The sequence below is a fragment of the Pseudomonas sp. NPDC008258 genome (assembly GCF_042956345.1).
In the GTDB taxonomy this organism is placed as follows: domain Bacteria; phylum Pseudomonadota; class Gammaproteobacteria; order Pseudomonadales; family Pseudomonadaceae; genus Aquipseudomonas.
On record NZ_JBIBGE010000007.1, the window covers coordinates 155,136 to 176,965 of the forward strand.

General features: G+C 62.0%; 23 protein-coding genes and 1 tRNA gene. 14 read left to right on the forward strand and 10 right to left on the reverse strand.

Annotated elements, in window-relative coordinates; translation table 11 throughout:
- Window positions 1-65: 65 nt before the first annotated feature.
- Entirely contained in the window at window positions 66-2,180 is a 2,115-nt protein-coding gene (gene fusA / locus ACFY9W_RS07970) for an elongation factor G (RefSeq protein WP_391128085.1), read from the reverse strand.
- A gap of 73 nt (window positions 2,181-2,253) precedes the next feature.
- Window positions 2,254-2,679 (reverse strand): hypothetical protein, encoded by a 426-nt coding sequence (locus ACFY9W_RS07975; protein WP_391128088.1) that lies wholly within the window; start codon window positions 2,677-2,679, stop codon window positions 2,254-2,256.
- A gap of 227 nt (window positions 2,680-2,906) precedes the next feature.
- Here ACFY9W_RS07975 and ACFY9W_RS07980 point away from each other — a divergent pair, with 227 nt between their 5' ends.
- Window positions 2,907-3,209: a hypothetical protein gene (locus ACFY9W_RS07980; RefSeq protein ID WP_201199645.1), complete on the forward strand. Its 303-nt coding sequence runs from the start codon at window positions 2,907-2,909 to the stop codon at window positions 3,207-3,209.
- A 3-nt stretch (window positions 3,210-3,212) separates the two neighbouring features.
- Here the strand turns inward: ACFY9W_RS07980 and ACFY9W_RS07985 are convergent, their stop codons facing one another.
- Window positions 3,213-4,463 (reverse strand): aminotransferase class III-fold pyridoxal phosphate-dependent enzyme, encoded by a 1,251-nt coding sequence (locus ACFY9W_RS07985; protein WP_391128092.1) that lies wholly within the window; start codon window positions 4,461-4,463, stop codon window positions 3,213-3,215.
- Between the two features lie 235 nt (window positions 4,464-4,698).
- Window positions 4,699-5,595, reverse strand: coding sequence for a LysR substrate-binding domain-containing protein (locus ACFY9W_RS07990; protein WP_391128095.1), 897 nt, complete (start codon window positions 5,593-5,595; stop codon window positions 4,699-4,701).
- Window positions 5,596-5,850: 255 nt separating this feature from the next.
- Here ACFY9W_RS07990 and ACFY9W_RS07995 point away from each other — a divergent pair, with 255 nt between their 5' ends.
- The 3 genes from ACFY9W_RS07995 to ACFY9W_RS08005 all read left to right on the forward strand — a co-directional run bounded on the left by ACFY9W_RS07995 (window position 5,851) and on the right by ACFY9W_RS08005 (window position 8,571).
- A complete protein-coding gene (locus ACFY9W_RS07995) occupies window positions 5,851-7,233 on the forward strand; it encodes an amino acid permease (RefSeq protein ID WP_391128097.1) in 1,383 nt (460 codons plus the stop codon).
- A 57-nt stretch (window positions 7,234-7,290) separates the two neighbouring features.
- Window positions 7,291-7,788 carry a hotdog domain-containing protein gene (locus ACFY9W_RS08000; protein ID WP_391128099.1) on the forward strand — a complete coding sequence of 166 codons (498 nt, stop codon included), beginning with the start codon at window positions 7,291-7,293 and terminating at the stop codon, window positions 7,786-7,788.
- Between the two features lie 87 nt (window positions 7,789-7,875).
- Window positions 7,876-8,571 (forward strand): glutathione S-transferase N-terminal domain-containing protein, encoded by a 696-nt coding sequence (locus ACFY9W_RS08005; RefSeq protein WP_391128102.1) that lies wholly within the window; start codon window positions 7,876-7,878, stop codon window positions 8,569-8,571.
- A 132-nt stretch (window positions 8,572-8,703) separates the two neighbouring features.
- Here the strand turns inward: ACFY9W_RS08005 and ACFY9W_RS08010 are convergent, their stop codons facing one another.
- The gene (locus ACFY9W_RS08010; RefSeq protein WP_391128105.1) at window positions 8,704-10,320 is read right to left on the reverse strand and encodes an inorganic phosphate transporter; all 1,617 of its coding nucleotides are present in this window, start codon (window positions 10,318-10,320) and stop codon (window positions 8,704-8,706) included.
- Between the two features lie 127 nt (window positions 10,321-10,447).
- On the opposite strand from ACFY9W_RS08010, the gene ACFY9W_RS08015 reads away from it, so the two are divergent.
- The 7 genes from ACFY9W_RS08015 to ACFY9W_RS08045 all read left to right on the forward strand — a co-directional run bounded on the left by ACFY9W_RS08015 (window position 10,448) and on the right by ACFY9W_RS08045 (window position 15,170).
- Window positions 10,448-10,831 carry a DUF488 family protein gene (locus tag ACFY9W_RS08015; RefSeq protein ID WP_391128108.1) on the forward strand — a complete coding sequence of 128 codons (384 nt, stop codon included), beginning with the start codon at window positions 10,448-10,450 and terminating at the stop codon, window positions 10,829-10,831.
- 142 nt (window positions 10,832-10,973) lie between these two features.
- A complete protein-coding gene (locus tag ACFY9W_RS08020) occupies window positions 10,974-11,405 on the forward strand; it encodes a GNAT family N-acetyltransferase (RefSeq protein WP_391128111.1) in 432 nt (143 codons plus the stop codon).
- Window positions 11,406-11,515: 110 nt separating this feature from the next.
- Window positions 11,516-11,905 carry a helix-turn-helix domain-containing protein gene (locus ACFY9W_RS08025; protein WP_391128114.1) on the forward strand — a complete coding sequence of 130 codons (390 nt, stop codon included), beginning with the start codon at window positions 11,516-11,518 and terminating at the stop codon, window positions 11,903-11,905.
- Window positions 11,906-11,968: 63 nt separating this feature from the next.
- Window positions 11,969-12,607: a UvrY/SirA/GacA family response regulator transcription factor gene (uvrY, locus tag ACFY9W_RS08030; protein WP_003251380.1), complete on the forward strand. Its 639-nt coding sequence runs from the start codon at window positions 11,969-11,971 to the stop codon at window positions 12,605-12,607.
- A gap of 6 nt (window positions 12,608-12,613) precedes the next feature.
- Window positions 12,614-14,437 (forward strand): excinuclease ABC subunit UvrC, encoded by a 1,824-nt coding sequence (uvrC, locus tag ACFY9W_RS08035; RefSeq protein WP_391128119.1) that lies wholly within the window; start codon window positions 12,614-12,616, stop codon window positions 14,435-14,437.
- Window positions 14,438-14,470: 33 nt separating this feature from the next.
- The gene (gene pgsA / locus ACFY9W_RS08040; protein WP_391128122.1) at window positions 14,471-15,031 is read left to right on the forward strand and encodes a CDP-diacylglycerol--glycerol-3-phosphate 3-phosphatidyltransferase; all 561 of its coding nucleotides are present in this window, start codon (window positions 14,471-14,473) and stop codon (window positions 15,029-15,031) included.
- A 63-nt stretch (window positions 15,032-15,094) separates the two neighbouring features.
- Window positions 15,095-15,170 (forward strand) — tRNA-Gly (locus ACFY9W_RS08045).
- Between the two features lie 87 nt (window positions 15,171-15,257).
- On the opposite strand, the gene tatC is transcribed toward ACFY9W_RS08045, so the two are convergent.
- The 5 genes from tatC to ACFY9W_RS08070 form a co-directional block, all read right to left on the reverse strand.
- Entirely contained in the window at window positions 15,258-16,001 is a 744-nt protein-coding gene (tatC, locus tag ACFY9W_RS08050; protein ID WP_391128125.1) for a twin-arginine translocase subunit TatC, read from the reverse strand.
- Window positions 15,998-16,252, reverse strand: coding sequence for a Sec-independent protein translocase protein TatB (tatB, locus tag ACFY9W_RS08055; RefSeq protein ID WP_391128128.1), 255 nt, complete (start codon window positions 16,250-16,252; stop codon window positions 15,998-16,000). Before tatB ends, tatC begins: the two co-directional genes overlap by 4 nt.
- Window positions 16,253-16,255: 3 nt before the next feature.
- Window positions 16,256-16,462 carry a twin-arginine translocase TatA/TatE family subunit gene (locus tag ACFY9W_RS08060; RefSeq protein ID WP_391128131.1) on the reverse strand — a complete coding sequence of 69 codons (207 nt, stop codon included), beginning with the start codon at window positions 16,460-16,462 and terminating at the stop codon, window positions 16,256-16,258.
- Window positions 16,463-16,524: 62 nt separating this feature from the next.
- On the reverse strand, window positions 16,525-17,847 hold the full coding sequence (locus tag ACFY9W_RS08065; RefSeq protein ID WP_391128256.1) for an FAD-dependent oxidoreductase: 1,323 nt from the start codon (window positions 17,845-17,847) through the stop codon (window positions 16,525-16,527).
- A 297-nt stretch (window positions 17,848-18,144) separates the two neighbouring features.
- The gene (locus ACFY9W_RS08070) at window positions 18,145-18,402 is read right to left on the reverse strand and encodes a hypothetical protein (protein ID WP_391128134.1); all 258 of its coding nucleotides are present in this window, start codon (window positions 18,400-18,402) and stop codon (window positions 18,145-18,147) included.
- 126 nt (window positions 18,403-18,528) lie between these two features.
- Here ACFY9W_RS08070 and ACFY9W_RS08075 point away from each other — a divergent pair, with 126 nt between their 5' ends.
- The 3 genes from ACFY9W_RS08075 to sctW all read left to right on the forward strand — a co-directional run bounded on the left by ACFY9W_RS08075 (window position 18,529) and on the right by sctW (window position 21,809).
- Window positions 18,529-19,038: a helix-turn-helix domain-containing protein gene (locus ACFY9W_RS08075; RefSeq protein WP_391128137.1), complete on the forward strand. Its 510-nt coding sequence runs from the start codon at window positions 18,529-18,531 to the stop codon at window positions 19,036-19,038.
- 106 nt (window positions 19,039-19,144) lie between these two features.
- Window positions 19,145-20,704, forward strand: coding sequence for a type III secretion system outer membrane ring subunit SctC (gene sctC / locus ACFY9W_RS08080; protein WP_391128140.1), 1,560 nt, complete (start codon window positions 19,145-19,147; stop codon window positions 20,702-20,704).
- Window position 20,705: 1 nt separating this feature from the next.
- The gene (gene sctW, locus ACFY9W_RS08085) at window positions 20,706-21,809 is read left to right on the forward strand and encodes a type III secretion system gatekeeper subunit SctW (protein WP_391128143.1); all 1,104 of its coding nucleotides are present in this window, start codon (window positions 20,706-20,708) and stop codon (window positions 21,807-21,809) included.
- Window positions 21,810-21,830 lie beyond the last annotated feature (21 nt).

Genomic DNA, 21,830 nt, shown 5'->3' on the forward strand with positions numbered 1-21,830 from the left:
GAATTGCTGGGGCCGCTTTGCGGCCCTTTCGCGACGCAAGGCCGCTCCCACAGGGGCCGCAGAACTCAGGCTTCCCCGCGGTTCTTCTTGACGATGCCATCGGCAATGCTCGCCGGGGCCTCGGCATAGCGGGTGAACTCCATCGAGAAGCTGGCCCGGCCCTGGGTCATCGAGCGCATCGAGGTGGCATAGCCGAACATCTCGCCCAGCGGCACCTCGGCGCGGATTACCTTGCCGGCCGGCGTTTCGTCGCCATCCTGAATCATGCCGCGGCGCCGGCTCAAGTCGCCAAGGATGTCGCCCTGATACTCCTCGGGCGTTACCACTTCCACCTTCATCACCGGCTCCAGCAGCACCGCGCCACCTTTCTGTGACAGCTGCTTGGTGGCCATGGATGCAGCGATCTTGTAGGCCATCTCGTTTGAGTCGACGTCGTGGTACGAGCCGTCGAACACTGCTGCCTTCAGGTTGATCAGCGGGTAGCCAGCCAGTACGCCGTTCTTCATCTGCTCTTCGATGCCCTTCTGGATCGCCGGGATGTATTCGCGTGGTACCACGCCGCCGACAATCTCGTTGATGAACTCCAGCCCTTCCTTGCCTTCATCACCGGGAGCGAAGCGGATCCAGCAATGGCCATACTGGCCACGGCCGCCGGACTGGCGTACGAAGCGCCCTTCGATCTCGCAGGTATTGCGGATTTTTTCGCGGTAAGCCACCTGCGGCTTGCCAATGTTGGCTTCGACGTTGAACTCGCGGCGCATGCGGTCGACGATGATGTCCAGGTGCAACTCGCCCATGCCGGAGATGATGGTCTGCCCGGTTTCTTCGTCGGTGCGCACGCGGAATGACGGGTCTTCCTGGGCCAGTTTGCCCAGGGCGATGCCCATTTTCTCCTGGTCGGCCTTGGTTTTCGGCTCCACCGCCACGGAAATCACCGGGTCGGGGAAGTCCATGCGTTCGAGGATGATCGGCTTGTCCATGTCGCACAGGGTGTCGCCGGTGGTCACGTCCTTCATGCCGATAAGCGCGGCGATGTCGCCGGCGCACACGTCCTTGATTTCGGCGCGCTGGTTGGCGTGCATCTGCACCATGCGGCCAATACGTTCCTTCTTGCCCTTGACCGAGTTGAGCACCGCGTTGCCGGAACTGAGTACACCGGAATAGACGCGGGCGAAGGTGAGCGTGCCGACGAACGGGTCGGTGGCGATCTTGAAGGCCAGGGCCGAGAACGGCTCCTTGTCGTCGGCGTGGCGCTCCAGGTGCTTGTCTTCGTCGTCGGGGTCTGTGCCCTTGATTGCCGGGATTTCCGACGGGGCAGGGAGGTAATCGATGACCGCATCGAGCATCAGCGGTACGCCCTTGTTCTTGAACGAGGAGCCGAGAATGGTCGGAACGATTTCGTTGGCGATTGTGCGCTGGCGCAGCGCGGCCTTGATCTCGTCGGTGGTCAGTTCCTCGCCTTCGAGAAACTTCATGGTCAGCTCGTCATTGGCTTCTGCCGCCGCCTCGATCATGTGCGCGCGCCATTCGTCGGCCAGCGCCTGAAGTTCGGCGGGGATTTCTTCCTCGCGGTAGCTGGTACCGTTGTCGGCATCGTTCCAGTAGATGGCCTTCATCTTCACCAGGTCGATCTGGCCGATGAAGTTCTCTTCGCTGCCAATGGCCAGCTGGATCGGCACCGGGTGGTGGCCCAGGCGCTGGTCGATCTGTTTGACCACGCGCAGGAAGTCCGCCCCCTGGCGGTCCATCTTGTTGATGTAGGCCAGGCGCGGTACGTGGTATTTGTTGGCCTGGCGCCATACCGTCTCGGACTGCGGCTCTACGCCGTCAGCGCCACTGAATACCACCACGGCGCCATCGAGCACGCGCAATGAACGCTCCACCTCGATGGTGAAATCTACGTGGCCGGGGGTGTCGATGATGTTGAAGCGGTACTTGTGCGCGAACTGTTTGGTCGAGCCTTGCCAGAATGCCGTGGTCGCCGCCGAAGTGATGGTGATGCCGCGCTCCTGCTCCTGGGCCATCCAGTCCATGGTCGCGGCACCATCGTGCACCTCGCCCATCTTGTGGTTGACCCCGGTGTAGAACAGGATCCGCTCGGTGGTGGTGGTCTTGCCGGCGTCAACGTGGGCGACGATGCCGATATTGCGGTACAGCTCGATGGGCGTTGTGCGGGCCATGGCGGACTACCTGCGGCTGGGCGGATTCCACCACGTTAGCAGACCGGTGGAATCCTGCCGTGCCGCCGGGCCGTCAATCGGCCTGGGCTTGCAGCATCCACTGGCCATCCACTTCACGGGCCAGGCCGCTGGCGGGCAGCAGGGCCAGCAGGCGCGCGTGCAGGGTGGCTTCGGTGAAGGTCTTGAGGGTGGTCAGGTCCAGCGCGCCGACCAGGTTGAGGTCCGCTTTGGTATACGACAGCCAGGCTTTTTTCAGCACCTGGGCGACGTCGCTGCCGGCGGTGCTGGCGAAGCGGCGGTGCCATTGGCGGCCTTCGAAGGTGAAGCTGTGGGCGTGGCTGTAGGTGGTCTGGTCGGCACCTTCCACACAGCGGTGGCAGCGGCACGGGCCTTCGCCGAAGGCGTTGCGCAGGTAGCTGTTGAAGTCCACGACGGGCTTGAGGGACAGGCGTTTGTCGACATCGAACAGGTCGGCGATCAGGGGTTCTTCGGCGCTCACGTGGGGTCCTCGTGTGGTGTGGCGTGCATCGGCGGGCACCCTAACAGATCGGGGCCAGCAGATCACCTTTTGCAGGGCTGGCCTCTTCGCGGGCGCGCCCGCTCCCACAGGCAATGTGCTATCCCTGTGGGAGCGGGCGTGCCCGCGAAGAGGCCGGTAGAGACAACCGAGACCGCCTGCCGTACTCTACGCCCCCATCCGCCAAACACCCACTGAGGTAACCCCGCTTGAGCACCAAGTACCCGTACATCGCCACCGTCACCATCAGCGCCGAAGACCGCGGGGGCGATACCGAGGCCTCGGAAAACCCCAACATGCGCGTTGGCCTGGAGGCGGTGACCGAAACCCTGAAGAAGGTGCATTTCGTCGGTACGCTCGCGGCACCTGAAAAGAATGCCACGCACATCTGCGTGACCCTGGAGAACGGCCTGACCTACTACGGCCCGATCGTCAACGGCCACGCCGAACTCGAAGGCGGCTGGATTGCCTTCGAGTCCGACATGCTTACCCCGGCAGAACTGGGCCTGTAACGCTCAGTTCAACTCCGCCAGGCACTGCTCGAGGATATCCAGCCCTTCTTCGAGCACCTGGGCCTCAATGGTCAGTGGTGCCAGCAGGCGGATGATGTGCCGCGCCTTGCCGCTCGGCATCAGCAGCAGGCCTTTGGCCCGCGCCGCTTCCATGACCTTGGCCAGTTGCGCCGGGGCCGGGCTGCCATCGGCATTGACGAACTCGATGCCGCGCATGGCGCCCACGCCGGTCAGGCGGCCGATGTAAGGGCACAGGCCCGAAGCTTTCCAGCGCTGGTGGCGGCTGACAATGGCCTGCTCCTGGCGCTCACCCCAGGTAGCGACGTTTTCGTCGGTCATCTGCGCCAGGCTGGCCAGCGCCGCCGCACAGGCAATCGGGTTGCCCGAATAGGTACCCCCCAGGCCGCCCTTGGGCAGCGACGCCATCAATTCCTTGCGCCCCACCACTGCACCCAGCGGCATGCCGCCGGCAATGCTCTTGGCCAACAGCAGCAGGTCGGGCTCGATGCCCAGACGAGGGAAGGCGAAGCGCTGGCCGGTGCGGCCGAAGCCCGACTGGATTTCGTCGATGATGATCAGGATGCCGTGTTCGTCGCAGAAACGGCGCAGGGCCTGGGCAAAGACCGGGTCGAGGGCGAGGAAGCCGCCTTCGCCTTGTACCGGCTCGAAAATGAACGCGGCCACGTCTTCCACTGCCAACTCGACGCTGAACAGGCGGTCCATGGCCTTGAGTGCCTGTTCGCAGGTCACCCCGGTGTCGGCGCTGGGGTAGGGCAGGTGGTACACCGGCCCGGGCAGTTCGCCGACCCGTTGCTTGTACGGGGCGACCTTGCCGTTGAGGTTCAGGGTAGCCAGGGTGCGGCCGTGGAAGCCGCCGTCGAAGGCGATGACGGCGCGCTTGCCGGTAGCGCCACGGGCCACTTTCAGGGCGTTTTCCGCCGCTTCCGCGCCGCTGTTGGTGAGCATGCCGGCCAGCGGGTAGCTGACCGGTACGAACTGGCTCAGTTGCTCCATCAGCGCCAGGTACGGGCCGTGGGGGGCTGCGTTGAAGGCGTAGTGGGTGAGGCGGGTGGCCTGGGCCTGGATGGCCTCGACCACGGCCGGGTTGCAGTGGCCCAGGTTGAGTACGCCGATACCGCCGACGAAGTCGATGTAGCGTTTGCCGTCAGTGTCCCAGACTTCGGCATTGCGGCCATGGGAAAGTGTGATCGGGTGAACGATGGCAATGGACTGGCTGATACTTTCCTGGTTCATGGGCACGCGGGACCTTGTTCGAGTTTCTTATTATCCAAGCGTGTTGACGGGTTATTCCGCAAACGAATTATTCGATTGCGGTCATTCCATGGATTCGTGATCTGGCCGATATTTTGTGTTTCCTGTGCCGGCCTCTTCGCGGGCTTGCCCGCTCCCACAGGTACTGCACAGTGTTCGAACTTGCGGTGATCCTGTGGGAGCGGGCAAGCCCGCGAAGAGGCCGGTACAGGCTAACTCAATTCCCCTCAGCCACCCGCTCCCGAATCCACTGCACAAAGGCCCGGATCTTGGGCACTTCGGCGGCATGCTCGGCATGGGCAATGAAGTGCCGGCCATTGCTCGCCACCGGGTGGTCCCAGGCCACCACCAGCTTGCCCTCGCTCAGTTCTTCGGCCACCAGATAGCGCGGAATCAGGGCAATGCCGCAGCCGGCGATGGCCGCGCGGATGCACAGGTAGAACGTGTCGAAGCGCGGCCCGTGGTAGCTGTTCTGGCTGTGCAAGCCCAGCCCGAGGAACCATTCATGCCAGGCCTCCGGCCGCGACACGCACTGCAGCAGGCGGTGCTCGGTCAGCGCCTGGGCGCTGTCGAAACGGTGGTTGGCCAGCAACTGCGGGCTGCACACCGGCACCACTTCTTCGCTGAACAGCTCGATACAGGTTGCCCCGGGCCAGGTGCCCTGGCCGAAGAAGAATGCGATGTCGGCCTTGGCCTGCACCAGGTCGAATGGCTCCAGTTCGTTGCGTACGTCCAGGTGGATACGGGGGTAACGGTCGCCGAAACCCTTGAGTTTGGGCACCAGCCAGCGTGCGCCGAAGGTGGGCTGGGTGGCAATGCGCAGCACTTCGGTTTCGTCGCCGTAGCTGAGGATGTAGCGGCTGGAAATGTCGATCTGGGTGAGGATCTTGTTCACTTCGGTGAGGTACAGCGCGCCGGCCGGGGTCAGGTGCAGGCGCCGGCGAATGCGCTGGAACAGCGAGTGCGAGAGCATGTCTTCAAGCTGCGCCACCTGCTTGCTGACGGCGCTCTGGGTCAGGTGCAGTTCCTGGGCCGCGCGGGTGAAACTGAGGTGGCGGGCAGCCGCTTCGAAGCACTGAAGGGCGGTGGTCGAAGGCATCAGGCGTTTGGACATGACGGGCAAATACCGAGCAAAAAAGGAAGGAGTTCATTCTGAAACGGAATCATGTGGTTCGAAAAGGTCGTTTGTTGACCCCGGCCTATAGATTAATACTGACCTGGATCAATGATTACAACCGGTCATGCGAAGAGGAGGTCAGTACCCGCTTCCGGCATCTGCAAAACAACAACAACACGTATCAGAAATTAATAAGAAATCTGCTCCGACCTTCAGCCGCCATGCCGCGGCCGACCCATTCGAGGGTTCTTCATGGCTTCGCAAGACAACAAGAAACAACGTTCCCTGCAGCACGGCCTGACCTCGCGTCAGGTGTCCATGATTTCCATTGCCGGCATCATCGGTGCTGGCTTGTTCATCGGCTCTTCCAACGCCATTGCCACCGCCGGCCCGGCCATCCTCATCTCCTATGCCATGACCGGCCTGCTGGTGCTGCTGGTGATGCGCATGCTCGGTGAAATGGCCATCGCCAACCCCAACAGCGGCTCGTTCTCCACCTACGCCTCCGAGGCCATCGGCCCCTGGGCGGGCTTTACCATCGGCTGGCTGTACTGGTGGTTCTGGGTGCTGATCATTCCAGTAGAGGCCATTGCTGGCGCCGATATCCTGCATGCCTACTTCCCTGGCGTGCCGTCCTGGCTGTTCGCCTTCCTGATCATGTTGGTGCTGTCGGGTACCAACCTGGTCAGCGTGAAAAACTTTGGTGCCTTCGAGTACTGGTTCGCCCTGGTCAAGGTGGTGGCGATCATCGGTTTCATCGGTGTCTGCACCCTGGCGGTGTTCGGCTTCTGGCCGCTGGCCGAGGTGTCCGGCGTCAGCCGGCTGTGGGACAACGGCGGCTTCATGCCCAACGGCTTTGGTACCGTGCTGGGTGGCGTGCTGATTACCATCTTCTCGTTCTTCGGTGCCGAAATCGTCACCATTGCTGCTGACGAAACCGCCAACCCGAAAGACAAGATCCGCCGTGCCACAAACCTTGTGGTTTACCGCATCGCCATCTTCTACCTGGCGTCGATCTTCCTGGTGGTGTCGCTGGTGGCCTGGAACGACCCGCAGCTGAAAGCGGTTGGTTCGTTCCAGCGCGTACTGGAAGTGCTTAACGTGCCGGGCGCCAAGCTGCTGGTCGACCTGGTGGTGCTGGTGGCCGTGACCAGCTGCATGAACTCGGGCCTGTACACCGCCTCGCGCATGCTCTATTCGCTGGGCGCGCGTGGCCAGGCGTTGAGCGTGACCAAGCGCATTTCCGGTTCTGGCGTGCCGACCGTGGCGGTCATCTTCTCCACCCTGGCAGGCTTTGCCGGTTGCTTTGTCAACTATGTGTTCCCCGGTAAGGTCTTCGGCTTCCTGTTGTCCACTACGGGCGCCATTGCCTTGCTGGTGTACCTGGTCATTGCCGTGTCGCAACTGCGCATGCGTGCCCGCGCCGAACGCGAAGGGCGCCCGCTGGAACTGAAGATGTGGCTGTTCCCGTACCTGACCTGGCTGGTGATCGGCACTATCGCCATGGTGCTGGGCTACATGCTGTTCAGTGATGCCTATCGCTATGAAACGCTGATGACCGCCGGTGTAACCGCGTTCATCCTGCTGGTTTCGCTGGCCCAGCGGCGCGCCAAGGTGGTTGCCCAGACCGCCTGATGTTTCTGCTTTAATGGGGGCGTTGCGCGCCCCCATATCTATAAGCACAGGAAGCGTATGAACGACCAACCCCTTTCCCTCCAGGCCCTCGCGGCGCCAGAAGGCACCTGCTACGGCTGCGGTTGCTCCCACCCCAGCGGCCTGCACCTGCAAAGCCATTGGGACAACGACGGCATCCACCTGGTGTGCCGCCATGCCCCGGACAGCACCTTTATCGGCTGGCCAGGCCTGGTGTACGGCGGCCTGCTGGCGATGCTGGTCGATTGCCACTCCAACTGGACAGCCATGGCCTACCACTACCGCCACGAAGGCCGCGAGCCGGGCAGCCAGCCGCGTATCGACTGTGTGACGGGCACGTTGAACCTGACCTACCTGAAACCCACGCCGATGGGCATCGAGCTGGTGCTCAAGGCCCGAGTGGAGGGCGAAGTAGGGCGCAAGAGCCGGGTGATCTGCGAAGTGTGGGCCGGTGATGTGCTGACTGTGACGGCCGACTCGGTGTTCGTCCGCGTCGATACCGAAAAGCTCAAGCTCAAGGCCCATGGCCAGGCCTGAGCGGGCAGCGCTGATGGGCGGTCGGTGATGGTCAGCGGCCGGGGATGTCTCTAAAGTGACAGGTTCATTCCCCAGGCAAGGTTGATCATGACCGATCTCAGTGCTTTCCCCATCACCCGCAAGTGGCCCGCCAAACACCCCGAACTGCTGCAACTGTATTCGCTGCCAACGCCCAACGGCGTCAAGGTGTCGATCATGCTCGAAGAAATCGGCCTGGCCTACGAGCCGCACAAGGTCAGCTTCGACAACGATGACCAGCTAAGCCCCGAGTTCATCTCGCTCAGCGCCAACAACAAGATCCCGGCCATCCTCGACCCCAATGGGCCGGGCGGGCAGCCGCTGCCGTTGTTCGAGTCGGGGGCGATCTTGCAGTACCTGGCGGAGAAGAGCGGGCAACTGTTGAGCCAGGACCCTGCCCAGCGCTACCAGACATTGCAGTGGCTGATGTTCCAGATGGGCGGTATCGGGCCGATGTTTGGCCAGGTCGGGTTCTTCCATTTCTTTGCGGGCAAGGAATACGAGGACAAACGTCCGCGTGACCGCTATGTGAATGAGTCCAAACGCCTGCTGGGCGTGCTGGACCGGCATTTGCAAGGTCGGGAGTGGATGGTGGACGAGTACAGCATTGCCGATATCGCGATCTTCCCGTGGGTGCGCAACCTGGTGGAGCGCTACAACGCGCGTGAGCTGGTGGGGTTCGACCAGTTCAAGGAAGTGCAGCGGGTGCTGGCCAGGTTCCTTGAGCGGCCGGCGGTGCAGCGTGGGCTTAAAATTCCGGGCTGATGTTGGCTTTGTGGGCCCTATCGCCGGCAAGCCAGCTCCCACAGGTAAACCTCAGGCCTCAGCCCCTGTGCAGTTCCTGTGGGAGCTGGCTTGCCGGCGATAGGGCCAGTACAAGCAACACAGAACTTGAAATCAGAAAATGTGGTTCAGCAGCCAGTACAGGCTCCCGGCCAACAGCATTGCCGCTGGCAGGGTGAGTACCCAGGCCATCAGCAAATTGAATAATGTGCGCTTCTGAATCCCCGAGCCATTGGCCACCATGGTGCCGGCCACCCCCGAACTCAGCACGTGGGTGGTCGAGACCGGCAAGCCGAACATGTCCGCTGCGCCAATGGTGCACATGGCAACGACCTCCGCCGAAGCACCTTGTGCATAGCTCAAGTGCGTCTTGCCAATCTTCTCGCCCACGGTCACCACGATGCGCCGCCAGCCAACCATGGTCCCCAATCCCAGTGCGATGGCCACGGCCACCTTCACCCATAGCGGGATATAGCGGGTGGCGTCATCCAGCTGGGTCTTGAACAGCTGCACATGGCTACGTGTGTCGGCATCGAATGCTACCAGCCGGTTTTTTTCGATCAGGCGGATGGCTTCGCTGGTCAGGTACATGTCATTGCGCACGTTGGCCATGGCCTCGGCCGGCACGCGCTTGAGCGAGCCGTAGCCTTCGACCTGTTCGCCGATCATCCCGGTCAGCGCAGCCAGCGCCGGCACCAGTTGCGGGCTGGCCTTGGGCTTGGCAATGAACAGCGTCAGTACCTGGCGCGGGTCGGCCGGGGACACCTGCGGGTCACTGCGCACCAGCGCCTGGCGGGTCACCTCGGCCACGGCAGAAAACTGCCGGGCCTGCTCGTTCGGCATGGTTTTGTTCAGCGCATACGCCATCGGCAGGGTGCCCACCAGAATCAGCATGATCAGGCCCATGCCTTTCTGGCCATCGTTGGAGCCATGGGCAAACGACACCCCGGTGCATGTCAGTATCAGCACGCCGCGGATCCACCACGGCGGTGGCGTGCGGCCTTCCGGCGCCTGGTACAACGCTTTGCGCTTGACCAGTGCACGCAGCGCCAGCAGTAACAGGGCGGCGCAGGCGAAGCCGATCAGCGGCGAAAACAGCAGGGCATAGCCGACTTTGCTGGCCTGTGCCCAGTCCACGCCGCTGGTGCCGTCACGCCCGTGCATCAGCGCATTGGCCACGCCCACGCCGATGATCGAGCCGATCAGCGTGTGCGAAGATGACGCTGGCAAGCCCAGCCACCAGGTGCCGAGGTTCCAGATGATCGCCGCCAGCAGCAGGGCGAAGACCATCGCGAAGCCGGCCGAGGAACCGACCTGTAGTATCAGTTCTACCGGCAGCAGGGCGATGATGCCGAACGCGACCGCGCCGCTGGAAAGCAGTACGCCAAGGAAGTTGCACAGCCCGGACCACACCACCGCGACCGGGGCCGGCAGCGCGTTGGTATAGATCACGGTAGCCACCGCATTGGCGGTGTCATGGAAGCCATTGACGAACTCGAAGCCCAGGGCAATCAACAATGCCAGGCCCAATAGCAGAAACGGCGTGACCGTAGTGATCACCGTGCCGCTGGCGCTCACATCCTGTTTCAGGCTCCAGGCGGTGTAGGCGATACCGGCCAGCAGCAGGCCGAAGAACAACACGAGTGTGGCGCGCCCAGGCTTGTGCGCAAGTTGCGGGCGGGCGTCGCGTTGGGCCAGGTGCGGCTGGCTGGCCAGTGACGGGGTTGCCATGGTGGCTCCGGTTGGCATTGGGCAAGTTGCCGAAGGCCTTGAGCATAGAAACAATTCGTAACCCGACCGTGACCTCGATCAATGAATTATCTAGGCTCAAGACGGACGGTAAACCCAGGAGAAACCCATGATCCGCTGCAAGCGTGTCTACGATGCGGTCACCGGCGACGATGGCCAGCGCGTGCTGGTCGACCGCCTGTGGCCGCGTAACAAGCGCAAGGAAGACTTGCATGGGCAGTGGTTGCGCGAAGTGGCGCCTTCGAATGATTTGCGTAAGGCGTTTCATGAGGGTGAGGTCGACTTTGCCGGTTTTACCCGGCGTTACCAGCAAGAACTGGCTGCCCACCCCGAGTACTGGTACCCGCTGCTGGACCTGGCCGCAAAGGGCTCGCTGACCCTGCTTTATGCCGGCAAGGATACCGAGCACAACAATGCCCGGGTGTTGGCCGATTGGCTGGAAAATGAGCTGGACAGGCGTGGGCCCGGTAGTTCGCCCGTGTGTTATGCCTGATGATTGATACTGGTTCTACCGGCCCTATCGCCGGCAAGCCAGCTCCCACAGGTACTGCACTACTGTTGAGTCTTGCGCGGTCCCTGTGGGAGCTGGCTTGCCGGCGATAGGGCCGGACCTGCCAAACCCAAGAGCCGTCCTGATGCCACTACAATTAACCCCCGCCAACGACAGCCACTGCACCTTCGCTCGCGACCTCACCCGCCGCGCCATGCTGCCGTATTACCGCGAATATGACCTGCTGTGGATCGAGGAGGCGTTTGACGAAGCCTGGGGCTGGCGCGAGCAGTGGCTAGTGACTGAAAGCGACACCCTGCTGGGTTTCTGCAGCCTCAGCCAGGACCGCCAGGCATTGTTCATCCGCGAACTGCACCTTTTGCCCGAGCATCGCGGGCGCGGTGTCGGCAGTTGGGTATTGGAGGCGTTGGCCGAATGGGCGGGGCAGCGGCGCCTGCCGTTGCTGCGGCTGATGGTTTTTCGCAGCAACCCGGCCCGCCTGTTGTACCAGCGCCATGGTTTTGTCGAAATGGGCGAGGACGACTGCTTCGTGCGCATGCAGCGCATGATTGGCTAATAGCGTAATGATGGCTTGTCGCGACCGGAACGCATGGGCATAGTGAAGCCAGGTCGCCTGCGGATGGGCGGCAGCGAATGAGCGTGATCAGGGATAAGGAGACGCCCACGATGAACGGATTTGGTCCGCGGCTACGGGAAGAGCGTGAGCGCCTGGGCATGACCCAGCGCGTGTTTGGCGATATCGGCGGGGTAGAACCCAACGCCCAGGGCAAGTACGAAAGTGGCGAGCGTACCCCACGGGTCGATTACCTGGCCGCACTGGCAGCCAGGGGGGTAGATGCACTGTACGTGCTTAGCGGCATTCGCATGCCGGTCCCGCTGGAGGGGCTCAGCCAGGACGAGTCGGATTTGCTGGGCGCCTTCCGGCAGTTGCCGGTGGACGACCAGTTGGCCCTCTGGCACCTGTTGGGCCGCTTGAGTAGCGATAGAAAGCCGAGGCAAACAGTGAGGCCTGTCACCGTTGAACGTCAGACCTTTCTTACGGAAGCAATGCGTTAGGCCCACCGTGAAAAATTTTGTTAAGGTGGCGGGATCCAATCGCCCTGTTAACGAGGTGTGTGCTTGATTAGGGTCTTAGTGGTCGACGATCACGATCTGGTACGAACCGGTATTACCCGCATGCTGGCCGACATCGATGGCCTGCAGGTGGTGGGTGAGGGTGATTCGGGCGAATCCGCGCTCAAGCTGGCCCGCGAGCTGAAACCGGACGTGGTGCTGATGGATGTGAAGATGCCCGGCATCGGTGGCCTGGAGGCCACCCGCAAGTTGCTGCGCAGCCACCCGGACATCAAGGTTGTCGCCGTGACCGTGTGCGAAGAGGACCCGTTCCCAACGCGCTTGCTGCAGGCCGGCGCGGCCGGCTACCTGACCAAGGGCGCAGGCCTGGACGAAATGGTCCAGGCCATCCGCCTGGCGTTTGCCGGCCAGCGCTACATCAGCCCGCAAATCGCCCAGCAGCTGGCACTGAAACCGTTCCAGCCGCAGGGCTCGCCGTTCGACGCGTTGTCGGAACGGGAAATCCAGATTGCCCTGATGATTGTCGGCTGCCAGAAAGTGCAGATCATCTCCGACAAGTTGTGCCTCTCGCCCAAGACCGTCAATACTTACCGTTATCGGATCTTTGAAAAACTCTCGGTCACCAGCGACGTCGAACTGACCTTGCTGGCCGTTCGCCACGGCATGGTTGACGCAAGCCTGTAAAACCTCATGTCCCAAGTGTTTGATGCCAGCGCATTCCTGTCGACCTGCAGCGGTCGCCCGGGCGTTTACCGGATGTTCGACGGCGAAGCCCGGCTGCTTTATGTGGGCAAGGCCAAGAACCTGAAGAAGCGCCTGGCCAGCTATTTCCGCAAGACCGGCCTGGCGCCCAAGACCGCCGCGCTGGTAGCCCGTATCGCCCAGGTCGAAACCACCATCACCGCCAACGAAACCGAGGCGTTGTTGCTGGAACAGAACCTGATCAAGGAATGGCGTCCGCCGTACAACATCCTGTTGCGCGACGACAAATCCTACCCCTACGTGTTCCTGTCCGACGGCGAGTTCCCGCGGCTGGGCATTCACCGTGGGGCGAAAAAGGCCAAGGGCCGTTACTTTGGCCCCTACCCCAGCGCGGGCGCCATCCGTGAAAGCCTCAGCCTGCTGCAAAAAGCGTTTTCGGTGCGCCAGTGCGAAGACAGCTACTACGCCAACCGCACCCGGCCGTGCCTGCAATACCAGATCAAGCGCTGCAAGGCGCCCTGTACCGACCTGGTAACCGCTGAGGAGTACGCTGAAGATGTGCGCCACTCGGTCATGTTCCTTGAAGGCCGCAGCCAGCAACTGGGCAACGAGCTGAATGCCGAGATGGAAACGGCCGCCATGGCCCTCAATTTCGAGAAGGCCGCCGAGTTGCGCGACCAGATCGCCCTGTTGCGCCGTGTGCAGGACCAGCAATACATCGAGGGTGGCAGCGGCGACGTCGACGTCATCGCCGCCTTCGTCAACCCCGGTGGTGCTTGTGTGCACCTGATCAGCGTGCGCGGCGGTCGGGTGCTGGGCAGCAAGAACTTCTTCCCGCAGGTTGGTATTGAAGAGGAGGTGGCCGAGGTGATGGCGGCGTTCCTGTCCCAGTACTACCTGGGCAACGCCGAACGCGAATTGCCTGGCGAACTGATCGTCAACGTGGTGCACGAAGACTTCGACGCCATCACCGAGGCCCTGCACACACTGCGTGGCCGCGAGCTGACCATCAGCCACCGGGTGCGTGGCACCCGCGCCCGCTGGCAGCAACTGGCGGTAACCAATGCCGAACAGGCGCTTAATGCCCGCTTGGCCAACCGCCAGCACATGGCCGCGCGCTTCGAGGCCCTGGCTGAAGTGCTGGGCCTGGACGAAGTGCCGCAGCGCCTGGAATGCTACGACATCAGCCATTCCAGCGGTGAAGCCACGGTGGCCAGTTGCGTGGTATTCGGCCCCGAAGGCCCATTGAAGTCCGACTATCGCCGCTTCAACATCGAGGGCGTCACCGGCGGTGACGATTACGCCGCCATGCACCAGGCCCTGACCCGCCGTTATGGGCGTATCAAGGACGGTGAGGGCAAGCTGCCTGACGTGCTGTTGGTAGACGGCGGCAAGGGCCAGTTGAACATGGCCCGCGACGTGATGCAGGAGCTGGGTTTCACCGATCTGACCCTGCTCGGCGTGGCCAAAGGCGTTACCCGCAAGGCCGGCTTTGAAACCCTGTACCTGAACGACGTGCACCACGAGTTCACCCTCAAAGGCGACTCACCGGCCCTGCACCTGATCCAGCAGATCCGCGACGAAGCCCACCGTTTTGCCATCACCGGCCACCGTGCCCGTCGTGGCAAGGCCCGCCGGGTGTCCAGCCTGGAGGACGTGGCCGGGGTAGGGCCGAAGCGTCGACGCGACCTGCTGAAACACTTCGGCGGGCTGCAGGAGCTCAACCGCGCCAGTATCGATGAAATTGCCAAAGCCCCCGGCATCAGTAAAAAGCTTGCCGAGTCGATTTATGCCAGCCTGCATAGCGAGTAGAATGCCGGGCTCAACTTGCAGCCAGTCGTACCGATGAATATTCCAAACCTGCTCACCGTTCTACGCGTCCTGCTCATCCCGATCTTCATCCTGCTGTTCTATATGCCCTATCACTGGAGCTATATGGCCGCCAGCAGTGTGTTTGCCGTAGCCGCCGCCACCGACTGGCTGGACGGCTACCTGGCGCGTCGCCTGCAGCAGAGCACGCCGTTCGGCGCCTTCCTGGACCCGGTGGCCGACAAACTGATGGTGGCAGTGGCCCTGGTGCTGCTGGTGCAGACCCACGCCAACTTCTGGCTGACGCTGCCGGCGGCAGTCATCATTGGCCGTGAAATCGTGGTGTCGGCACTGCGCGAGTGGATGGCTGAGCTGGGCGCGCGGGCGCATGTGGCGGTGTCCAACCTGGGCAAGTGGAAGACCGCGGCACAGATGCTGGCGCTGGTGATCCTGCTGGCCAACCCGCCGGCGATGACCTTCTGGGTGATCCTGGGTTATGCGTTGTTGCTGGTGGCAGCGGGGCTGACGTTGTGGTCGATGGCGCACTACCTGCTGGCTGCCTGGCCGCACCTGCGCGAAAGCTCGGAACAAAAATAAAAGTTTTTTGAATCAAGGGGTTGACGCTGTTTTAGAAATCGCTAGAATGGCACCCATCACGACGCGGGAATAGCTCAGTTGGTAGAGCACGACCTTGCCAAGGTCGGGGTCGCGAGTTCGAGTCTCGTTTCCCGCTCCAAATTCGATCCTCGGTGCGTCGCCGGGATCAAAAAAGAAGAGGCCTTAAGGCCTTTTTTTTATGCCTGCGTTTTATTGCCCCCTCCTGTCATACCCCTTCACCACGCTTGCGGATCAAGCCGCTGCACAGCACACCAGCCTCGAACAACAGCCACATAGGCACCGCCAGCAGGGTCTGGGAGAAGATATCCGGCGGCGTCAGAACCATGCCGACCACGAAGCAACCAATCACCACATAAGGCCGGATCTGCTTCAGGTACTTCACGTCGACCACGCCAATCCACACCAGCAGCACCACCGCCACCGGGATTTCGAAGGCCACGCCAAAGGCGAAGAACAGCGTCATCACGAAATCGAGGTAGCTGGCGATGTCAGTCATCATCGACACGCCTTCCGGAGTTGCGCTGGCGAAGAAGCCGAAGATCAGCGGGAACACCAGGCAATAGGCAAAGGCCATGCCGGCATAGAACAGGAAGATGCTCGATACCAGCAGCGCCAGGGCAATGCGCTTTTCGTGGCGGTACAGCCCGGGCGCGATAAAGCCCCAGACCTGTTGCAGGATGAACGGGATCGCCAGGAACAGCGACACGATCATGGTCAGCTTGAACGGCGTGAGGAACGGCGAGGCCACGTCGGTGGCGATCATCGTGGCGTTGGCCGGCAAGTGGTCACGCAGAGGCGCCGAGACCAGGGTGTAGATCTGCTGGGCGAAGGAGAACAACCCGGCAAAGATCAGGAATACGACGGCAACGCAGCGCAGCAGGCGGGTGCGCAACTCGGTCAGGTGCGAAACCAGCGGCATCGGCTGGTCGTGTTGCAGGTATTCGCTCATGGGGCTCGCGGCGGTTTGGGCGGTTCGGAGGATTCGAGAGGCGGCGCCGGCGTGGCGGCAGCAGGCGGTCGGCGGATGTGGTCTGCGTCGATTTCACGTTCCACTTCCAGCTTGATGCTATTGAGGCTGCGCTTGAGCCGCCCGACCCACAGGCCCGCCGTGCGCGCGGCACCGGGCAGCCGCTCGGGGCCAAGTACCAGCAGGGCGATCAGGCCGACCAGTAACAGTTCACTGAAGCTGATTCCGAACATCGTTCAGTCTTTGCCCTGCGCAGCGTTGGCCTGTTGGGCCAGCGGCGTGGCCTGATCCAGCGGTTTGCTGTCTTCGTCGTTCATGGCTTTGCGAAAGCCCTTGATCGATTCGCCCAGGTCGCTGCCGAGGTTCTTCAGCTTCTTGGTGCCGAAGACCAGGACCACGACGGCCAGCAGGACGATCCAGTGTTTCCAGTCAAAAATGCCCATGGTGTGCTCCTTGGGTGAAATGCAGGGCCCGGGCTGGCGCGCTGGCGCCAGCCCGGGTGCCATCAGGCTTCGAGGCCGGCTTTGGCCTGGCCGGTGCGCAGGGTGAAGTTGACACCGATCGACAGGGCAGGCTGTGGCGGGTTCCAGTTTGGCTTGGGTGCCGCCAGCAGGAACTCGGTCAGTGGCTCGGACTTGCCCGCCAGCAGGTTCGCCAGCAGGGTGCCGGTGGCGGTGCCACGCACGGTACCCAGGCCGTTGCAGGCCAGTGCGCCGTACACGTTCGGGCGCAGCTCGCCGAAGAAGCCGGCGCCGTTGCGGGTCATGCCCAGGCCGCCGCCCCAGGTGTGCTCGAACGGCACGTCGGTGAGCGTCGGGAAGCGGCGTTCGAACGACTGGCGGTGGGCGACACGGACCTTGTCGGTGTAACCGTCCTTGCTGCGCCCGTCGGGGTTGAAGCTGAAGCTGTTGCGCACCAGGATGCGGTTGTCGTGGGTGCGACGCAGGGTCGAGCCGAACGGGTCGGCCGGGATCACGCCCCAGAACTCATGGCCACCGATGCTGGCCTGTTCGGCCGGGGTCAGTGGGCGGGTCAGGCTGCCGTAGGTGAAGATCGGCAGCATGCGGTTTTCCAGGAAGCCGAAATGCTGCCCGAAGTGGTTGTTGCCGAGGATCAGCTTGTCGGCGGTGATACGACCGGTCGGGTGATGCAACACGGTCTTCTGGCCGTAGTCGACTGCGGTGATCACCGTGTCTTCGTACAGCACCACGTTTTCCGGCAGGCTGTCGGCCAGGCCTTTCACCAGTGCCGACGGCTGAACCAGCATGGTGCCCGGGGTGAACAGCGCCTTGCGGTAGTACGAGGTGCCGATGTGGTCCTTCAGCTCGTTGCCTTCGATCAGCTCGACCTTTTCGCCCAAGGCTTCGAGGCCACCACGGTAGGCGTTGAGCACCGCAATGCCCTTGTCCTCGATGGCGGCCTGGTATTTGCCGGAGTGGCGCAGGTGAGCGTCCACGATGTTGTGCTCGGCCACCAGGTCGCGAAGGATGCCTTGGCCGCGCTGGTTAAGCTGCAGGATGCTCTTGGCAATGGTCTTGTCGCCGATGTAGTCCGGCGCGCCGATGTCGTGGGGCACGTCGATCAGAAAGCCCGCGTTGCGACCAGAGGTGCCGAAGCCGACTTGCTGCGCTTCGACCAGGATCACCCGGTCCTGCGGGAAGTTCAGGGCCAGCTGGCGGGCTGCGGCCAGGCCGGTGAAGCCGGCGCCGATCACTACCCATGGGGCCTGGTCATCACCGATCAGTGGCGCTTTGGGCTGGCGCACGCGGCTGGTGTGGAACCAGCCTGGGGATGAATCGTCACGTGGCAACGCATCGACGCGCACCAGCGAATCCGGGTCTTTCGGCAGGCCGTCGCTCAGCAGGGAAGCCGAGCCACCAGCGGCGATGACACCGGCGCCAACGCCAGCGCCGATCAGGACATTTCTTCGTGAAACTGCCATTTCAAAGCATCTCGTTCGAGGGTTGTTGATGAAACGGCCAAGCGTGAAAACGTACATCTAGGATCAGCAAAACCGGCAGGACCGCTTAAGGCAAATCAACGTACAGCATCATCCCAGCCATTAAATACAGTCTGTATACAGATGGTATAATGCGGGTGTGAAGTGCGTCAATCCGCCACGCGCTCACACACGACCGGGCAGGCTGCTGCCCACCGCATTGGCGGTTGCCATCAGTTTCTCATCAAGATTGTCGGGTGGGTCTTGCTCATAGTGGCCGGGAATGTATTCCGGGTGATTGTGATTGTGATGGTGGTAGCTGATGTGGGCGCGGGCGCAAGACCGGACTCGGCTGTAACCTTGAGGCATTGGTGTGCCCTCGCGAAGTCGGGTGAGCAGGTCCTTCGTATTCGCAATGGCCGTGACATGTTGTGTCTGGCGCATCGCGAGAATCCTGCCTTGTTGTCCCTGGCGCCTGGCTGGCAGGGCTTGCTGGTTTTGCGCCCGGGGTTGCGAGTGCTCAGTGGCAGTGCCTGGGTGCTCCCTTTGTCGCAAACGAGTCTTTTCAAATTGCAGTTCTTTATCGATCAGGGGGGCATGCCTGGGGTGCAACCTGCTCGAAGCGAACCCTGGGCGGTGCTGAGCGAAGGGCTTGGTCAGGGGCGAGCGGCTGCGGGACTGGAGCCTTGGTATCTCACCCTTGCGCTGCAAGGTGAGGCGGCCTATCGAGCATTCGCCAGTCATTTGCGCAACAGTGAGAGCTACAAGCTGCTCGGTTTTTTGTTGGAGCAAGGCTCGGGCAGTGAAAAGCTCCAGGACCTTGCAGGACGCTATGGCGTATCTGTGTCGCACTTCAGAAGGCTTTGCCGTCAAGCGCTGGGTGGTGCAGCCAAGTCCGAGTTGCGTGGGTGGCGTACAGCCCAGGCGCTTCTGAGCATGGCTGAAGGTACTGCGTCACTGACTGACGTTGCCCTGGAGTTTGGCTATGCCTCCTCCTCGCATTTTTCCAAAGAGATTCGAGAGCTGGTCGGCGTTGCGCCGAGCAGTTTGATTGATATAACCCGCCTTTCGAGCGAATGAACCCATGATGGTTAAAAGTATGTGTTCGCGAGCGCTCATGCTGGCGCTTTGTTGCGTGTTGCCTATGGCTTCATCGGTTGCCTCTGATCGTGCTGGAGAGGGCTATGTGGCTCGCCAGGAAGGCCTGCGTACGTTCTTCGATGCACTATCAGCAGCCTTGGACAAGCCGGTCATTCTGAGCAAGGCAGCTGCCCGCCGCACCATCAGTGGCGAATTCTCGCTGGCCGCACCGCAGCAGACGCTGGAGCGCATCGTTCGGCAAATGGCGCTGATCTGGTACAGCGACGGTCACACGCTGTATGTCTATGAGGCGGCCGAGGCAAAGAGCGCCGTCATCTCGCTGAACACCATCACTGTCCAGAAGCTGGAGGCCTTCCTGCGTAGCTCAGGTTTGCGTGATGCCCGGTACCCTCTGCGCCATGATGGCTTGCGGACCTTCTACATTTCGGGCCCGCCGATCTATGTCGACCTGGTGGCGCAGGCTGCGCAATTCATGGACAACCAAAGTGCCGGCTTGCAACTCGGGCAGCAGCGCATTGGTGTTATCAATTTGCGCAACACATTCGTTACAGATCGCAAGTACGAGTTGCGCGACCAAAGCATCACGGTACCCGGCATTGCGACGGCTATCGAGACACTGCTCAAGGGTGAAAACCGGGGTGTCGACGCAGCGGTCAACAAGGACGGTGAAGGGCCTGCGGGTGGCATGCCGGGCTTTCCATTGGAGGGGCTGGGTAGCCCCCAACCCGGACTTGCCGACACTACGGCGCCGCGCATCATGGCTCGCGATCTGGCTGCCGGCAATATCCGCGTAGTGGCCTACCCCGATACCAATAGCCTGTTGGTCAAGGGCCTTCCGGAGCAGGTGCATTTTATCGAGAACCTGGTTGCTGCACTCGATGAGCCAAAGCGCCATGTCGAGCTCTCCCTGTGGATCATCGATCTGCATAAAGATGATCTCAATGAGTTGGGCGTCGACTGGAAGGGGTCGTTCAAGGTCGGCTCGAAGGTGGCGGCATCGCTCAATGGCGGCTCGCTGAGCACGCTGGATAGCGATTCGTTCATGGCTGCCATTTCAGCGCTGGAAACCGAAAACCGCGCACGGGTGGTTTCGCGGCCGGTGGTCCTGACTCAAGAAAACGTGCCGGCGATTTTCGACAATAACCGTACGTTCTATGCGCGACTGATAGGCGAACGCAGTGTTGAGCTCGAGCACGTCACTTACGGCACCTTGGTCAGTGTCTTGCCGCGGATTTCAGCATCCGGAGAAGTCGAGATGGCACTCAATATCGAGGACGGCAGTGTGGTCGAGTCGGCGAGGGAAGGGGCGCCAGGGCCCGACACGCTGCCGACGGTTGGCCGAACGCGTATCAGCACTGTTGCTCGGGTGCCGCGGGGTAAAAGCCTGCTGGTAGGTGGGTTCACCCGTGACGAGAGTGGAGAGGTGATCAAGCGTGTCCCGGTGCTTGGGCATATTCCGTACCTGGGGAGGATGTTCAGCTATCGACAGACTCGTACCTCCAACACCGTCCGGGTGTTCCTGATTCAACCTAAAGAGCTCGATAGCGCGCTTGAACCAGGCGCCATGCAGATTGGTGCGCAGGTGATCGGCAACGTGGCCCGTGACCCGGCCGACCGCGCGGTGCTTCGCGCGCTGGAGCGCTGACATGGCCGTTATCGGCCAAGTGCCGGCGCGCATGCAGATGGCGCGCCCGCATCAGGGTAGCGAGCCCCAGGCAAAGGTTGCTGAAGCGCCAGAGGACGACGCTACTCCGGCAGCCAGCGTCCAGCGATTCGTCGAGAACAGCGATGAGATGGCGGCTTCCCTGCGTTCGCAGTTTCGCCGTAGAGGCGACTTCGGCAGCAAGTTCGAAGGCTTGGCAGAAAGCTTCGAGCGGGTCCTGGATGAAGATGTGATTCCCAAGGCCCGGCAAATCCAGGCGCTGGCCAGGCTTGCCGAGCGCAGCATCGAATGGTTGCTGGCGCAGGCCCGGGCGCTGTTCCCCGACGACAGCGACCTGGTGCTGGTACTGCGCGAACTGTTGCGCGAAAAGGTAATGGCCGAGGCGACCCGCCTGCGTCTGGAGGCGCTACTGCAACAGGTGCTCGTTCAATCGCCACCCAGGCGTTTGAAGGCCGGTATCAATTCGGCACTCAAAGCCAAGATGTTCGGCAAGGCGCTGGCGTTGCGAGCGGCCTTGCTGCGTGACACCTATCGCTCGTTCCTGGAGTCCGAAGGCGGTGCGGTCGAGTCCTACGAAGACTGGGTAGCCATTTACGGCTATCAGCACCGTGGCTCGGTCCTGGAGTTCATCGAAGCTGCGTTACTGACCGACATCGATGCCCAAGACCCCAGTTGTTCACGCGACGAGTTTGGGCAGTTGCTAAAAAAACTGGGTGATATCAAGCGCCTGCGTTCGGTCGATGTGGTGTTCATTCGGGGCTTGCTCGCTGACGAGCTGGTTTGCCGGCACAACGCCAGCGAGCCGGACTGGTTGGTGTTCCTGCTGGGGCTGTTGCAGTTCCCCGACGAGCTCGACCAGTTGCTGTCAGGCCTGTTGGGGGAGCGATTGTTGCTGGTTGCGCACCACGAGCGCGCCCAACTGCTGCAATTATTGCGACTGCTCTGCCTGGCATTGCCGCTGGAGCTGTTTGGCGATGACGCGGCATTGGAGCGGATCGCCGAGCAATTCACGCACCTGGCCGACCTGGTGTTTGCCCATGAAACCATTGGGCGGCATGCAGCGTTGGTGGCTCGTTGTACCCCCTAGTGTTCAAGGCCTGTACTTACC

Coding starts and splice junctions, on each gene's coding strand:
- uvrC (WP_391128119.1), top strand. CDS start 12,614: ATGTCCCAAGTGTTTGATGCCAGCGCATTCCTGTCGACCTGCAGCGGT.
- ACFY9W_RS08005 (WP_391128102.1), top strand. CDS start 7,876: ATGACCGATCTCAGTGCTTTCCCCATCACCCGCAAGTGGCCCGCCAAA.
- ACFY9W_RS08015 (WP_391128108.1), top strand. CDS start 10,448: ATGATCCGCTGCAAGCGTGTCTACGATGCGGTCACCGGCGACGATGGC.
- ACFY9W_RS07995 (WP_391128097.1), top strand. CDS start 5,851: ATGGCTTCGCAAGACAACAAGAAACAACGTTCCCTGCAGCACGGCCTG.
- ACFY9W_RS08070 (WP_391128134.1), bottom strand. CDS start 18,402: ATGCGCCAGACACAACATGTCACGGCCATTGCGAATACGAAGGACCTG.
- tatC (WP_391128125.1), bottom strand. CDS start 16,001: ATGAGCGAATACCTGCAACACGACCAGCCGATGCCGCTGGTTTCGCAC.
- sctW (WP_391128143.1), top strand. CDS start 20,706: ATGGCCGTTATCGGCCAAGTGCCGGCGCGCATGCAGATGGCGCGCCCG.
- ACFY9W_RS08060 (WP_391128131.1), bottom strand. CDS start 16,462: ATGGGCATTTTTGACTGGAAACACTGGATCGTCCTGCTGGCCGTCGTG.
- ACFY9W_RS08000 (WP_391128099.1), top strand. CDS start 7,291: ATGAACGACCAACCCCTTTCCCTCCAGGCCCTCGCGGCGCCAGAAGGC.
- ACFY9W_RS07990 (WP_391128095.1), bottom strand. CDS start 5,595: ATGTCCAAACGCCTGATGCCTTCGACCACCGCCCTTCAGTGCTTCGAA.
- tatB (WP_391128128.1), bottom strand. CDS start 16,252: ATGTTCGGAATCAGCTTCAGTGAACTGTTACTGGTCGGCCTGATCGCC.
- ACFY9W_RS08010 (WP_391128105.1), bottom strand. CDS start 10,320: ATGGCAACCCCGTCACTGGCCAGCCAGCCGCACCTGGCCCAACGCGAC.
- fusA (WP_391128085.1), bottom strand. CDS start 2,180: ATGGCCCGCACAACGCCCATCGAGCTGTACCGCAATATCGGCATCGTC.
- pgsA (WP_391128122.1), top strand. CDS start 14,471: ATGAATATTCCAAACCTGCTCACCGTTCTACGCGTCCTGCTCATCCCG.
- ACFY9W_RS08020 (WP_391128111.1), top strand. CDS start 10,974: ATGCCACTACAATTAACCCCCGCCAACGACAGCCACTGCACCTTCGCT.
- ACFY9W_RS07985 (WP_391128092.1), bottom strand. CDS start 4,463: ATGAACCAGGAAAGTATCAGCCAGTCCATTGCCATCGTTCACCCGATC.
- ACFY9W_RS08025 (WP_391128114.1), top strand. CDS start 11,516: ATGAACGGATTTGGTCCGCGGCTACGGGAAGAGCGTGAGCGCCTGGGC.